Genomic DNA, 13,795 nt, shown 5'->3' with positions numbered 1-13,795 from the left:
TAAGTATTGTCAGCAGAAGGCGAGGCTGCCGGAAAATACCGGATAGGATGCCCGTCATGGATCATTCAGGAGAAGTTGATGAACCGTTTCATCATTGCAGACCCAAAGAAGTGCATCGGCTGTCACACCTGTGAAGTCGCCTGCGTGGTTTCCCATCAAGAGCAGGAAACGGGTATTGCCACCGTAGTAAAAGATGAGTTTTTCCCACGTATTCATGTATTAAAAGGCTATACCGTCAGCACCGCTGTAATTTGCCGCCAGTGTGAAGATGCCCCATGTGCCAATGTGTGCCCAAATGGTGCCATCAGCCGCAAAGATGACTTTGTGTATGTTGATCAAGCTAAATGTATTGGTTGTAAAACCTGTGTCATTGCTTGCCCTTACGGCACCATGGAAGTGATCAGCCGCCCTGTTGAACAGCAAGTGACAGCACTTAATACTATTCCACAATACCGAGCAGAGGCCCATAAATGCGACCTTTGCCATACCCGCGAAGGAGGCCCCGCTTGTGTGGAAGTGTGCCCAACAGAAGCCTTAATTGTTGTCGACAGAAATAAAATGGATGAAATCATCAAAGAGCGTCGTCGTCGCGCCGCCTTTGAAATGCCTGCTGATATTTTGTCTTAAAGGATAGCCCATGCATGAAGTTGCCTTATGCCAAAACGCATTTGAGATCATTGAACAGCACGCTAAACGCAACCGTGCTCGGCGAGTCACTGGCGTATGGCTAGAGCTCAGTGCTGTTTCTTGTGTGGAAGAGTCCGCGGTACATTTTTGTTTCGATATCATTTGCCGCGATACCCTCGCCCAAGGCGCTGCATTGCATATTCTTATTGCCCCTGCACAAGCGCAATGTCGGGATTGCCAACATCAGGTAAAAATAACTCAGTTTGGTGCTGGTTGCCCGCATTGTGGCAGTCAAAATTTAATTGTGGATAGCAGCAGTACCATGCAAGTGAAGCAAATTGAAATTGAATAATTTATTCAGGAGTCAACTATGTGTTTAGGTATTCCCGGCAAAGTAATTACCGTTGGTAAAACCCCAATGGACAATGCCCAAGTTGATGTTTGTGGCGTAAAGCGGGATGTAAATATAGCCCTTGTTTGTGAGGGAGATACTGAAAGCATGGTGGGCAAATGGGTGCTAGTCCATGTTGGTTTTGCCATGAGTATCCTCGACGAAGAAGAAGCCCGTGATACCCTAGAAGCGTTAATGGCGATGGAAGAAGTCGAGGAAGATGTGGGGTATTTTTTAAGGGGAAATGCGTGATGACAATATATTTTTAAATTAGTAACTTAGAATATATTCTGGGTACATAACTCTTATCTGGAGGAGCGATGTACCCATATCAGTAGCCACCCGTTATTATAGGCTATCTATCAAAACGGTAATTGCAATTATTCCGCTGAACAACCCGTTTTGAACGGCGTTTTTGTGGTGAGTGCAGCAATAGCTTCACGATAACACAGTTCAAGTTTTGCACGACTATCGGCTGTAATATCGAGATCAATTAAATACCCATCGGTGATCCCGTAAATCCAACCATGAACCATAATATCTTGTCCACGTTTCCATGCAGATTGCAGAACAGTGGAATGCCCTAAATTATAAACTTGCTCAACAACATTTAATTCGCATAAGCGATTAATACGTTCTGTTGGTTTAAGCTCCCCTAGCATCCGGCTATGTTTAAACCAAATATCGCGGATATGCAGCAGCCAATTATCAATTAAGCCTAGCTCATCATTTTCAATAGCCGCCTCAATGCCGCCACAACCATAATGGCCACAGATAATAATGTGCTCAACTTTTAGAACATCAATGGCATATTGAATCGCAGACAAGCAGTTTAAATCGGTATGAATAACCAAATTAGCAATATTGCGATGTACGAAAAGCTCTCCTGGACCCACTTTCATTAATTTTTCAGAAGGTACTCGGCTGTCAGAACACCCAATCCATAAAAATTTAGGTTGTTGATCTTTCGATAAAGCCTTAAAGAAATCAGGGTCTTGCTCTTTAATTGAAGTCGCCCATTCCCTATTATTTACAAATAATTCTTTAATTCTATCCATCGCCATTTGGTACGCTCACTTACAGATATGACATTTTGAAGTTCATTATACAGACCATCTTAATTTAATCAGTGTAATAGGCTTTAATACCAGTAGATTATTCTCAATATTTTGATTCAAAAAGAAAAAAACCGCGCTACAATCCCTATAGCGCGGCACACTTCATTCCCTTGAATAACTTTCCTTAAATTAAACGGTTATTCACCATCAAATAGCTTAAACCCACCTAGCCCATTCCACGCTGGTAAGGCTTGATAAACTTGCTCGACGGCGGCGATCACTTTGTCATTCATTGGCATATAAAAACCGACTAAATCGGGCTGAATACCTAAGAAAATAATCTCCCCGACATCTTCTTTGAGCTGATCGATCAGAAAGTTCAACGGCAGATTATGGGTACTCATAATGAACATTTCGGCGATATCATCAGGGTCGATAATGCGAATTTCACCTGGAGCTAAACCGATATCTGCGGCATCAACAATCAATAACCTTTGGGGCTTTAAGGCGCGAACTTGGTGAGAAACACTCTCAGGGCTGCTTCCCCCATTAATTGCCATCCAACCATCGATCGGATTTTGCTGCATCAAGTCAAACAGCATGGGGCCTGCACCATCATCCCCCATCATGCTATTACCCACCGCCAGCATCAGATTTTGTACTGGCGTTTGGTTTTCTGAAGATAATAATTTTTCTGACGGCGAGTTTTCAGCTGAGTACTCAGACTCCATTGAAAAAGAAGGTTGCGTTTGTCTGGCCGCATCCCCCATAGGCTGTCTTTTCACGATCAAATAAATTGCCGGTTCGCGCTCAATTTCCCCGAGTAATCGAATCAGCGTGGCGCTCCAGGCTTGATACGGAGAATCACTGTCTTTAGCAAAACCATCTAACGCCAACGCCAGCATGTTGGTGTGCGTGGCGTCGATATTAATTTCACCAAATGTAATGAGTCCCTGTAATTTGCGGCGCGCCTCCCCTTCAGGAAGCGCATTCACCCATGCTTGGTAGCCATCCAGTGGACATTCTAATTCCGTTTTTAAGCAGTCAATCATCCCAACATGGTGACCAATTGCCAGCGAGTAATACATGACTTGCTGGGCTTCTTCGGGAATATCATCGTCACTGTCGACAAATTTTTGGCGCAGTGACCAGAAAATCACTTTGCCGGTTTCTGTGGATGACTTACTCATTGATGCCCCCTTGCTGCAATACGGTCACCAAGCGGTTTACAATGTCACGCAAGCGCGGATCTTGCTCTTGATCCATCCATTGCTGCATTCGACTTTGTACTTGGTTTGGTGTAGCACCATCGAGCAGAGACAAAAATTGGTCACTGATTTCTCGACCTTGGAAATAGCCCGCTTGGCGACGCGCTTCCCGCTCAATCATTACTCGGGTTGCTAATGGAATCGAGGGCAGTAATAACTCAACCCGCTCATCATCCGCTTCACGGTGATCTTGCCCGACTAATTTCTGTTGCAGTAACCCTAATGCCACGGCAAAACCATAGATAGTAGCTGCTGGAGTTGGAGGGCAACCGGGGATCCACACATCGATCGGTACAATATGTTCGCTACCGCCCCATACACAGTACAAATCATGGAAGATCCCGCCACCACAGCCACACGCCCCGTATGAGATACAGATTTTTGGATCCGGTGCAGACTCATAAGCCCGCAGTGCAGGCATGCGCATTGCACGAGTTACCGCTCCCGTGAACAGCAAAATATCCGCATGCCGCGGAGAAGCTACCACTTTGATCCCAAAACGTTCCGCATCAAATACTGGAGTGATCGCCGAGAAAATTTCGATTTCACATCCGTTACAACCGCCACAGTCAACACGGTAAACATACGCCGAACGTTTGATATCTTTCAGTAGCGTACTTTTGAGTTTTGCCACCTGCTCGTCGAGAACAATAGGCTGGCTAACATGGTGATTGACGGGGATATTTGGCAGACTCATGATTTATCTCCCTGAATATGCAAACGGAAGTTCTGGCGATCATTATTGGATAAATTATTTTTTTGCTTACAGGATGGGCACGTTTCATACATAGGACGCAGGGCTTCGATGCCGCTCGCTTCAACACCTGAAGCCACCATTAGAGCCATGGCATATTCCACCGATTTTTTCGGTGCAAATGCTTCGCCACACTGGCGACAATGTTGTAAGCGGAATGTCCCTTTCATGTACAAGTCCGCTTTATTCATTACCGCAGTTTCAAACTCTTCCGTCAGATGGATAGCGCGGGTCGGGCAAACCTCTTCGCAGCGAGCGCAATAAATGCAGCGCCCTAAAAATAACTGCCAGCGACGTTCCCCGCTTTCTAAATCCGTTTCCATGGTTAATGCATTGGCAGGACACGCAGAAATACAGGCACCACACGCGATACATTGTTGTGGATCGTATTCAGGTTTACCCCGAAAACCGTGTGCCACTTCCAATGGTTTAAACGGATATTTCACCGTTGCTGTTCCCGCATTACGAAGGGTTTTAAATAGCTTAAACATTTTATTCCCCTTATTTCATAATGGATTGTTTGCGCTCGATGCTGTATTGCTCAAGCTCTTTATATGCCACGGTTTTCGCTTTACGTTTTTTCACATCCACCAGCGTCACGCGGTCAGTACAGGAATAACAAGGATCGAGACTACCGATAATCAATGGTGCATCAGAAACCGTATTGCCTTGCAACATATAGCGCAGCACTGGCCAGTTGGCGTAAGTCGCTGCACGGCAACGCCAGCGGTACAGTTTTTGGTTATCCCCTAGCATGCTCCAGTGAACATCCTCACCCCGTGGCGCTTCGGTGTAACCCAGTGCGAATTTATGCGGCTGATAGGTGAAACCTTCAGTGAGGATTGGGCCATCTGGCATATTGTCGAGGGCATATTCAATCATCGACAGGGAATCGAGTGTCTCTTTGATACGCACCATGACGCGAGAATAGACATCGCAGCCATCTAAGGTGAATAAGGTTTTTGGTAAGTTGCCATAGTCAGCAAATGGATGGTCGAAACGCACGTCACGTTTAAAGCCGCTGGCACGGATCATCGGCCCTACTGGGCTATAATCACGAGCCACTTTCGGGTCTAAGCGACCCACCCCAACGGTACGCTGCTCCATATTTGGGGTACTCAACAGCATATCCACCAGCTGGGTCACATCTTGGCGCATCTCTTTGACCAGTTGGATGGTTTTGACTCGCTGCTCTTTTAAGAAGTCACGGCGTACACCACCAATTAAGTTGGTACCATACGTTTTACGCGCCCCAGTGAGTAATTCCGCCATGGTCATGGATTTTTCACGCACACGGAAAAACTGCATAAAACCGGTATCAAAGCCCGTAAAGTGGCTGGCTAAACCAATATTAAGTAAGTGGCTATGTAAGCGCTCAACTTCTAACAGTACGCTGCGAATAGTGTGAGCACGCGGTGGCACGTAAATACCGAGCGCATTTTCAACGGAAGAGGTGTACGCCACGCTGTGGGTAAAACCGCAAATTCCGCAGACACGGTCAGATAAGAAAGTGACTTCGTTGTAACCCATGCGGGTTTCAGCCAGTTTTTCCATACCACGGTGAACATAGAACATCCGGTAATCCGCATCGACAATCCGCTCGCCATCAACGAATAAACGGAAGTGTCCCGGTTCATCGGAAGTGATATGCAGCGGACCAATAGGTACGACGCGGCTTTGGGTTTTGCTGTCGTTGATAAACTCGTAAGTTTCGGTATCTGTAGTTGGCTCTGGACGTTGACGGTAATCCATGGTGTCTTTGCGCAGCGGATACAGGTCTTCAGGCCAATCATCCGGCAGCACTAAACGGCGTTCATCCGGTAAGCCCACTGGGCGTAAACCGTACATATCACGGATTTCACGTTCGCCCCATACGGCTGCTGGTACACGCGGGGTCACCGATGGAAATTCTTGAGTGATTGGGCTGACATAGGCTTTCACCGTTACCCAGCATTTTTCTCCCTCTTCCATCGACAGCGCATAATACACCGCAAACTGACCGTTAAGTGGACGTTCATCGTTGCCCCACAGTACCGGTAACCAGCCGCCACAGCCGTAATAAAGAAACTCGACGACCTCTGGCAGCATGTCAGTTTTGACGGTGATGGTGACTTGGTTGGCAGTTTGCCACTCCTCTTCCAACATGGCATGAGGAAATTTCTCGCGCACTTTTGCCAGATAGCCAGCGCCTTTACGAACGCCCTGAAGGGTATCTGCATAATTCTGATAGCTCACGTTATTTCTCCTGCGATGAAGGTTCGGAGGTGCTTACACCCCACGGCCATGGGTAATTTAAAGTGGTCAATTGCTCTGTAGCAGTGGCGCTGTCTTTTAAGACAATGGTTGCCGCATTTTCGAGTAAACGGCTCACTGGCTGAGGAATATGCGTTCCCATCACCAGCATCAGCACAATCAAAATTGCCATCGGCAAGGTGGTTAAAATACCCAGTTCCCCACGAGAGACACATTCAGGTTGCTCGCCAAATAATGTTTTGGAGATCATGCGGATAAGACCGCCCAGCACGACAGTAATCAGGATTAATACCAACAGAGTTAACCAGAAATGATCCATGGCAATACCCGCCACGACGATCATAAATTCACTTAAGAACACGTTGAAAGGTGGCATTCCGCCTAATGCTAATGCGCCACCCGCAAACATTACCGCGGTAAATGGCATAGTACGTAATAGCCCTTTGACCACTGTGATATCACGGGTACCATATTTGAGTAGAACGTTACCCGAACCACAGAACAGCAAGGTTTTGCCCAAGCTGTGGTTTAAGGTATGTAGCAGTGCCGCCAGCACACCTAATGGTCCGCCAATGCCTAATGCCACCGCAATCAGCCCCATATTTTCCACACTGGAATAAGCCAGCAGACGCTTCATATCTTTTTGAACCAAGATAAAGAACGCCGCTACCGCCACAGACATTAACCCGAACACCAGTAATAAAGTTTGAGTAAATTCGCCGCCAATCGATGAAGTGACGATGATGTAGTAACGGATGATAATCAGTAGCGCGCAGTTCAGTAGTACCGCCGACAATAATGCCGATGTTGGGCTTGGTGCTTCACTGTGCGCATCCGGTAACCATGCGTGCATTGGGAACAGACCGGTTTTGGTACCAAAACCGATTAACACAAACACAAAGGCAAGGTGCATCAGAGTTGGATCCAGTAAATCGGTGTATTTCAGGACCTCCGTCCAGAAAATCGCCATTTCAGGATCCGGCATCACGTTCACCGCGTTGGCATACACTAAAATGGTACCGAATAGACCAAACGCCACGCCGACGCTACAGATAATGATGTATTTCCATGCGGCTTCCAGCGAAGAACGTTGCCCATAAATGCCCACCAAAAATGCCGAGCTTAATGTAGTGGCTTCTACCGCCGCCCACATCAGGATCAGGTTATTGCTGGTGATCACCAACAACATGGTGAACAGGAATAAATGGAAAAAACCGTAGTAATTACATAACGTTCCTACGCTGATTTCGCCATCATGCACTTCATGGTTCATATAACCGATGGAGTACAACCCTGTCAGGAAGCCAACAATCCCGAGAATGGCGAGGAATAAACCCGCAAGGCTATCGAGGTGGATCCAGCGACCTGCCATCAGCAAATCACCAACCTGATCAATGGTGCCGACCATCCATAACGATAAAACCAGTAATACGGTAATTCCCACTGTATGAATCAAGGTGACGGGAATTTTTGCGCCATTACCCAGCAAGCGGCAAGCAAAAGCCAGTAGCGAAATCACTAGCGGTGTTGCCATTAATAACGTCAATAACATAGTTTGACTCATCTCATCACCCCTTCAGCGCGGTCAGTTGATCCACGTTCAGTGTGTTGAGCGTGCGATAAATTTTACGCGCCAATACCGCCATGATGATCACAGCAAAAATAGCGTCCGTCGCGATACCAATTTCCACTAGCTCCGGCGCTTTATACGCCAGTAACGCTAAGGTTAGGTGGGAACCGTTTTCCATTAAGCAGTAACCAAATGCCTGCTTCAGGATATTGCGCTGAGTCACGATGCACAGCAGCCCCAACATAAAGTGACCCAATGAAACGGCTAATGCGGGTTTTAAATCCGTCGCCATCGGTAATTTGATGGGCTCCACCACAAACCAGCACAGCACCACAATCACCGCCGCCGCCAGCATCAACCACGCGGGGCTGATCACTCCGCCGTTAGCGGTTGGATCAGACAGTTTGCGAAACGCATACCCCATAATCAGCGGGACTAAAACTACTTTGGTGGCAAACGCACTAACTGCCCACATGGCCAATTCTGGGGCATTGAGGGTGTACGATAGCGTGCCAAAAATCGCCACTAATACCAGCGACTGCAAGGCATAGAACCAGCAAGAAGCCACCGGCTTTTTCGCGCCGATAACCAGCAGTGACGTGATCATCATCAGTCCTGCCAAATTATTCACAATCATTGAACCTGTCATGCTTTCTCTCCCTTAACCGAGCCAGATGACGGCAATCACACTAGAGCAGAAGGACATCACGATCAGTAAGCCGATAACCCACTGCATCGCCCATGGAACTGCACTGCCGTTTGCCACTTCTTCACTAGGTTCGCCGGGAACCACTTTGCCGAACCAGTACAGTAACCACGCAAAACTGGCCACTGACTCAATCAACACCAGCACCATAATTGGCGTTAAGATCCAGAACTTCTCTGATAACGCAAAACCGGCGGCGAAGATTGGGAATTTACTGAAGAAACCGTTGAGTGGTGGCACACCGGCGATTGCCAGAGCCGCAACACAGAAACCGACGCCCAATAATGGATAACGTTTTGCCAGACCACGCAAGCGCGGAAGCATACGCGTTCCACAGCTGTAGCTCAGTGCGCCCGCCACTAAGAAGAACAGACTTTTGGCGAATGCGTGGTTGAAGATATACGCGATACCGCCATCGAAGGCTTCTTTAGAACCGAAAACGGATAGGGATAAAGCAAGGAAGATATACGCCAGTTGGGTGATGGTTGACCATGCCAGCAGACGTTTCATATCTTTCTGCGGCAGGTACATCATAAAACCATACACCAAGGTAATCACCGCCATCACGACGCCCACCCAGCCGATGATTTCCGGCACATGGGTCGAAGACATCAAGCCGCGAGCAAATATGTAAACGCCCACTTTCACCATAGAAGCGGCGTGTAAGTAAGCACTAACTGGGGTAGGCGCTTCCATGGCATCAGGTAACCACGCTTGCAGTGGTAACTGAGCAGACTTGCCCCATGCGGCAAACAGAATGCCACCAAATACCATCAGGCTTTGGGTTTCATTCAGTTGCTCGATAGCGCTTAACGCGAACGTTCCGGTACTAATAAATAAGGTTGCCGCCGCCATGTATAAGCCTAATGAGCCCACATGGGTGATCAGCAATGCTTTCATCGCCGAACGTTGGGATTTTTCAGTTTGGTAATAACCGATCAGCGCCCAAGAGCATCCCCCGGTGATTTCGAAGAACACCAACTGCCCTAGAATGGTTGAGGAAAGCACCACGCCTGCCATCGCACCAATAAAAATCAACAAGAATGCATAGTAACGACGAGTGGGTCCGTGAGCGTGCTCGCGGTTTCCTTCAGTGAGGTAGCCCGTGGAATAGAGACAAATCAAGAAGCCGAGGAACACTACGGCAAAGGCAATTAAGGTACTGACGCCATCGACAGTAAAACCAAATAGCGCCACGTTCCCTGATTGGATTAATTCGACTGTAGTAGCAACCTTGCCACCATCTAAATAGAGCCATCCCAGTGCCGCAGTGCCCAGTGACGCTAGCAGCGCGACTAAAGTACTTAGCCACGGTGCGAGTCGAGTTGGCAGCACACTGACCAGCAATGCCCCAATAAAGGGGATCATCAGGGTCGCTAGTGCAATATTTTCTAACATGCTTCGTCGCTCCTTATAGACCGGTGAGGTAGAAGACGAATCCGAGTGCCGCAACACCGAATCCTAACCAAGTCACATGGTGCGTTAATAAGAAACGACCACGAGCCAGACTGTTTTCGACTATCGATGCCAGTACGAAAATCACCAGTAATTTCACTAGCAGTAATCCCATCGCTAACAGCAGGCTACCGACGGTAAAATCACTGGCATTGCCGAACGGGAAAAAAATCGACAGAAACAGGATGGCAACCACCACTTGTTTCAGACCAATTCCCCATTTCACCAGCGCCAGCCCTGAGCCGGAATATTCAGTTAACGGACCTTCTTGTAACTCTTGTTCAGCTTCTGCCACATCAAATGGGATTTTGCCCATCTCAATAAACGTGGCAAATCCGCAAGCTAGCAGTGCTAATAAGGTGGCTGTCGGAGAAATCCATCCCTCACTCATCGTCGCGCTGATAGTACCAATGTTGGTGGAACCGGCGATCAACGCCACCACCAATAAGCCGAGGAATAATGTGGGTTCTACAAGTACCCCGAGGGTCAATTCACGGCTAGCACCGATACCGGCAAATGGACTGCCCGTATCGAGACCAGAAAGTGAAAAGAAGAAGCGGAATAACGCAAAGATGTACAACACGATAATAATGTCGGCTGCGCCACTAAACAGTGAGGTGTTGGTGACAACGGGCAATGCCATCGCCAGCAGTAACATACTTCCCAGCAGCACATACGGCATGATGCGAAAAATAATGCCTGAGTCACGCGGTGCAACAGATTGGCGAGTCATCAATTTGATGATGTCGCGATAATCTTGCCAGATCCCAGGGCCTTGGCGAGAGTGCATTTTGGCGCGAATTTGGCGAGATATCCCCGTAAATAGCGGCGTTAGCAGCAATAGGGTCACGGCTTGAATAAGGGCGAAGATCCCGCTCATCAATGTTGGAGTTTCTTGAATCGACATGGTTTCTCTCCTTACGCCGCAATCACAACAAGCAAGACGACCAATGCTGCGACCACATACAGGCAGTAGAGTCTAAAATCCCCACCTTGCAGACATTGCATTCGTTTTGCTATTCGGTTAATCACGCGAACCAGTGGATAGATAATTTTCTCATCCCAGAACGGTTCAACCTTCCCTGCGCCCTCTTTCGTTATTTCTAAGGTTTGTGCTAAACGCGCTGATGGGTCGAGTTGAGTACGCAGGCGATACAGTGGCGCGAACATAGAACGCAGCGGCTGAGTAAATCCCCCCGCTGACACGGACATCTCTTTTTCCCACGCATAACCACACGCCCATGCATCCCCTTTACGACGAGCGTCGAGCTGTTTGCCTTTAAATACCATGTAGATAATCAGCGGAATGATTGGCAGAGCCAGTAATAAAATCAGGGTCATGGCTGGGGAGATCATCGCTTGAGACGCGCTATTTGGTACCAGCATAGCGCCTTGTGCGACGGTGATATCCGTAGCATGAGTCAATGACATCGCCACTTTTGCCAAAACTGGTGCGATATACGTTGCTCCAACCCCTAAAATCACACAGATAGCGGCGAGAATTAACATCGCCGCAGTCATTGTCCATGGCACTTCACGAGCATGTGTGGCTTGTTCACTGCGAGCGCCACCACAAAAGCTGACGCCGTACACTTTCACAAAACACATCGCCGCCAATGCCCCAGTAATAGCCAACATCACAATGGCGATTGGGCCGCTAATGCGCATAATAAAAGTGCCTTCGTGGCTCATGGAGAACAACGATTGGTAGGTGTACCACTCACTGACAAAGCCGTTGAGTGGAGGAAGTGCTGAAATCGCCATACAACCGATTAAAAACGCGGTGGCAGTGAGTGGCATCAATTTTGCCAATCCGCCCATTTTTTCCATATCGCGGGTATGCACACGGTAAATGACTGCACCGGCGCCAAGGAATAATAAGCCTTTGAAAACCGCGTGGTTAAGTAAGTGGTAAATCGCACCGAGCAGACCAATGGTTGCCAGCACAGGCATATTGTTTGCCATACCGACCATCGCCACACCGACACCCATCAAGATAATCCCGATATTTTCGACGGTGTGCCAAGCCAGTAAGCGTTTGATGTCGTGCTCAGCCAGTGCGTACATCACCCCAAGAACTGAGGAAACTGCGCCGAATGCCAGCACCACGATCCCCCACCAGCCTTGGGTCGCACCGAGTAAGTCGATACCGACTTTGATGATCCCGAAGATACCGATTTTCACCATCACGCCGGACATTAATGCCGAAGCATGGGAGGGTGCTGCGGGGTGAGCTTGTGGTAACCAGCTGTGAAGTGGGAGCATCCCTGCCTTGGCACCAAAGCCAAAAAATCCCAATAAGAAAACCACCGACGCCATCGCTGGTGAAAGTGAGAGCTGGCGGAATGAGTCAAAATCTAAGCTGCCGCTTTGACGCCACATTAAGAAGAAGGCGATCATAATTAAAATCGAGCCGGCGTGAGCAATAAAAAAGTACAGCAGACCCGCACGGATAGATTTTTCATCTTGGTCGGCAATCACTAAGAACCAAGATGCTAGCGACATCATTTCAAATAGAATAATGAAGTAAAATGCATTATCCATCACCACCAAGCCAACCATGGAAGCGATAAATACGTTGAGGAAAAAGCCCATGCTCCATGCGCCGCGACCACAATATTCCTGAACATAATTCAGGGAATACAGTGCGCTGACAGTCACCAGCAGGGAAATCACCATCACCATAAAGGCGGCGAGGCTATCGAGACGAACGACAAAATTGGCGAAAGGGAATGGACCTTGTGACATATAGGTCAGGACTTCCCCACTCATTAAGACCGGAATGGCGCTGAATAATCCCAGCACGCCACCGATAATCGCAGCAATCCCGGCAACATAAATGGCGATTTTTTCTTGGCGTTTAAATAGTAGAGAAACGAAGCCACCGACGGTGTAAAAGATTACGGACCACAAGAGTAACTGAAGTGCTGTCATGTTATGAGTTCTCCCGTTTAGCAACAAAAATGTCGAACTCTGGCGGCATGGCATCGACGGATGCGCTGCGGCGTTTGGCACTTTCGTTTTCGAGTTGGCTCTCTTCTACCAGATGGAGGGCATCGGTCGGGCAGACTTTGACGCAAGCTGGTCCTTCGTCACTAAAGTCACAAAGGTCGCATTTCACGGCAATGTTGCGAATTCCCGCGTTCCACGCCAAGAAAGGGTTCATGGTTGGGAGGCTATCAGGCACATCTAACAGCATCTCTTTCGGAACATATTGTTCAAAGAAATCAGGCATATCCACTGGTTTGCTGCCTGATGGTGTGATTGCCCCAAACGGGCATACCAGTCCACATAGCTTGCAGCCAATACATAAGCTTTCGTTCAAGACAATCATGTCATTTTCGTGAGTGATGGCATTGACCGGACACACACGAGCGCACGGGGCATCGTCACATTGACGACAGAGCATCGGTGCGGTTAGCTCGCCAACTTTTACCACCGTCAGTCTCGGATATGTCTGTAAACCTTGGGCTTTATGCGTTTCTGAGCACGCCGCCATGCAAGTATTACATCCGATACACAGTTGTGGGTCTGCAATTACAAAGCGATTCATTCGCTTTCCCCTCCAATAAAATCAGTCGGATCTTAAGTTTGTTGCAGACACCTAAGCATTTTTTGTGCCAGAAATAATATTGTTGATTATCAGTTGGTTGGGGTTTTATGGGGTGGGGGTTCGACAGTAATGACGAAGGGGGGTGGGATTGTTATTGGTT

Annotated in this window: 14 protein-coding genes and 1 pseudogene; 3 read left to right on the top strand and 12 right to left on the bottom strand. The window is 48.1% G+C overall.

The window, feature by feature from the left end; genetic code table 11:
• Positions 1–78: 78 nt before the first annotated feature.
• The 3 genes from hydN to hybG are packed head-to-tail and all read left to right on the top strand — an operon-like array spanning position 79 to position 1,270.
• The gene (gene hydN / locus PR761_RS11035; RefSeq protein ID WP_039854822.1) at positions 79–627 is read left to right on the top strand and encodes an electron transport protein HydN; all 549 of its coding nucleotides are present in this window, start codon (positions 79–81) and stop codon (positions 625–627) included.
• Positions 628–637: 10 nt separating this feature from the next.
• Positions 638–979, top strand: coding sequence for a hydrogenase maturation nickel metallochaperone HypA (hypA, locus tag PR761_RS11030; RefSeq protein WP_006814420.1), 342 nt, complete (start codon positions 638–640; stop codon positions 977–979).
• Positions 980–997: 18 nt separating this feature from the next.
• The gene (gene hybG, locus PR761_RS11025; RefSeq protein ID WP_006814421.1) at positions 998–1,270 is read left to right on the top strand and encodes a hydrogenase maturation factor HybG; all 273 of its coding nucleotides are present in this window, start codon (positions 998–1,000) and stop codon (positions 1,268–1,270) included.
• Between the two features lie 128 nt (positions 1,271–1,398).
• On the opposite strand, the gene can is transcribed toward hybG, so the two are convergent.
• From can to PR761_RS10965, 12 genes and pseudogenes are all read right to left on the bottom strand, one after another.
• Positions 1,399–2,082 (bottom strand): carbonate dehydratase, encoded by a 684-nt coding sequence (can, locus tag PR761_RS11020; RefSeq protein ID WP_006814422.1) that lies wholly within the window; start codon positions 2,080–2,082, stop codon positions 1,399–1,401.
• A 191-nt stretch (positions 2,083–2,273) separates the two neighbouring features.
• A complete protein-coding gene (hycI, locus tag PR761_RS11015) occupies positions 2,274–2,726 on the bottom strand; it encodes a hydrogenase maturation peptidase HycI (RefSeq protein WP_230083556.1) in 453 nt (150 codons plus the stop codon).
• Positions 2,727–2,861: 135 nt separating this feature from the next.
• Positions 2,862–3,266: pseudogene (locus tag PR761_RS11010) on the bottom strand (formate hydrogenlyase maturation HycH family protein); the annotation flags it as partial.
• Positions 3,259–4,041 (bottom strand): NADH-quinone oxidoreductase subunit B family protein, encoded by a 783-nt coding sequence (locus tag PR761_RS11005; protein ID WP_112837403.1) that lies wholly within the window; start codon positions 4,039–4,041, stop codon positions 3,259–3,261. The gene PR761_RS11005 and the pseudogene PR761_RS11010, both read right to left, overlap by 8 nt.
• A complete protein-coding gene (gene hyfH, locus PR761_RS11000; RefSeq protein ID WP_006814425.1) occupies positions 4,038–4,589 on the bottom strand; it encodes a hydrogenase 4 subunit H in 552 nt (183 codons plus the stop codon). Before hyfH ends, PR761_RS11005 begins: the two co-directional genes overlap by 4 nt.
• A gap of 10 nt (positions 4,590–4,599) precedes the next feature.
• Positions 4,600–6,333, bottom strand: coding sequence for a hydrogenase large subunit (locus PR761_RS10995; RefSeq protein WP_006814426.1), 1,734 nt, complete (start codon positions 6,331–6,333; stop codon positions 4,600–4,602).
• A gap of 1 nt (position 6,334) precedes the next feature.
• On the bottom strand, positions 6,335–7,915 hold the full coding sequence (locus tag PR761_RS10990) for a hydrogenase 4 subunit F (RefSeq protein ID WP_006814427.1): 1,581 nt from the start codon (positions 7,913–7,915) through the stop codon (positions 6,335–6,337).
• Between the two features lie 4 nt (positions 7,916–7,919).
• A complete protein-coding gene (gene hyfE / locus PR761_RS10985) occupies positions 7,920–8,570 on the bottom strand; it encodes a hydrogenase 4 membrane subunit (RefSeq protein ID WP_006814428.1) in 651 nt (216 codons plus the stop codon).
• A 12-nt stretch (positions 8,571–8,582) separates the two neighbouring features.
• Positions 8,583–10,025: a hydrogenase 4 subunit D gene (locus tag PR761_RS10980; protein WP_006814429.1), complete on the bottom strand. Its 1,443-nt coding sequence runs from the start codon at positions 10,023–10,025 to the stop codon at positions 8,583–8,585.
• A 13-nt stretch (positions 10,026–10,038) separates the two neighbouring features.
• Positions 10,039–10,989 carry a respiratory chain complex I subunit 1 family protein gene (locus tag PR761_RS10975; protein WP_112837402.1) on the bottom strand — a complete coding sequence of 317 codons (951 nt, stop codon included), beginning with the start codon at positions 10,987–10,989 and terminating at the stop codon, positions 10,039–10,041.
• 11 nt (positions 10,990–11,000) lie between these two features.
• A complete protein-coding gene (gene hyfB / locus PR761_RS10970; protein WP_154610777.1) occupies positions 11,001–13,016 on the bottom strand; it encodes a hydrogenase 4 subunit B in 2,016 nt (671 codons plus the stop codon).
• 1 nt (position 13,017) lies between these two features.
• Positions 13,018–13,635 (bottom strand): 4Fe-4S dicluster domain-containing protein, encoded by a 618-nt coding sequence (locus PR761_RS10965; RefSeq protein ID WP_126462244.1) that lies wholly within the window; start codon positions 13,633–13,635, stop codon positions 13,018–13,020.
• Positions 13,636–13,795 lie beyond the last annotated feature (160 nt).

The sequence above is a fragment of the Providencia sp. PROV210 genome (assembly GCF_028479445.1).
Taxonomy (GTDB): domain Bacteria; phylum Pseudomonadota; class Gammaproteobacteria; order Enterobacterales; family Enterobacteriaceae; genus Providencia; species Providencia rustigianii.
This window is presented reverse-complemented; position numbering and strand designations above follow the sequence as displayed.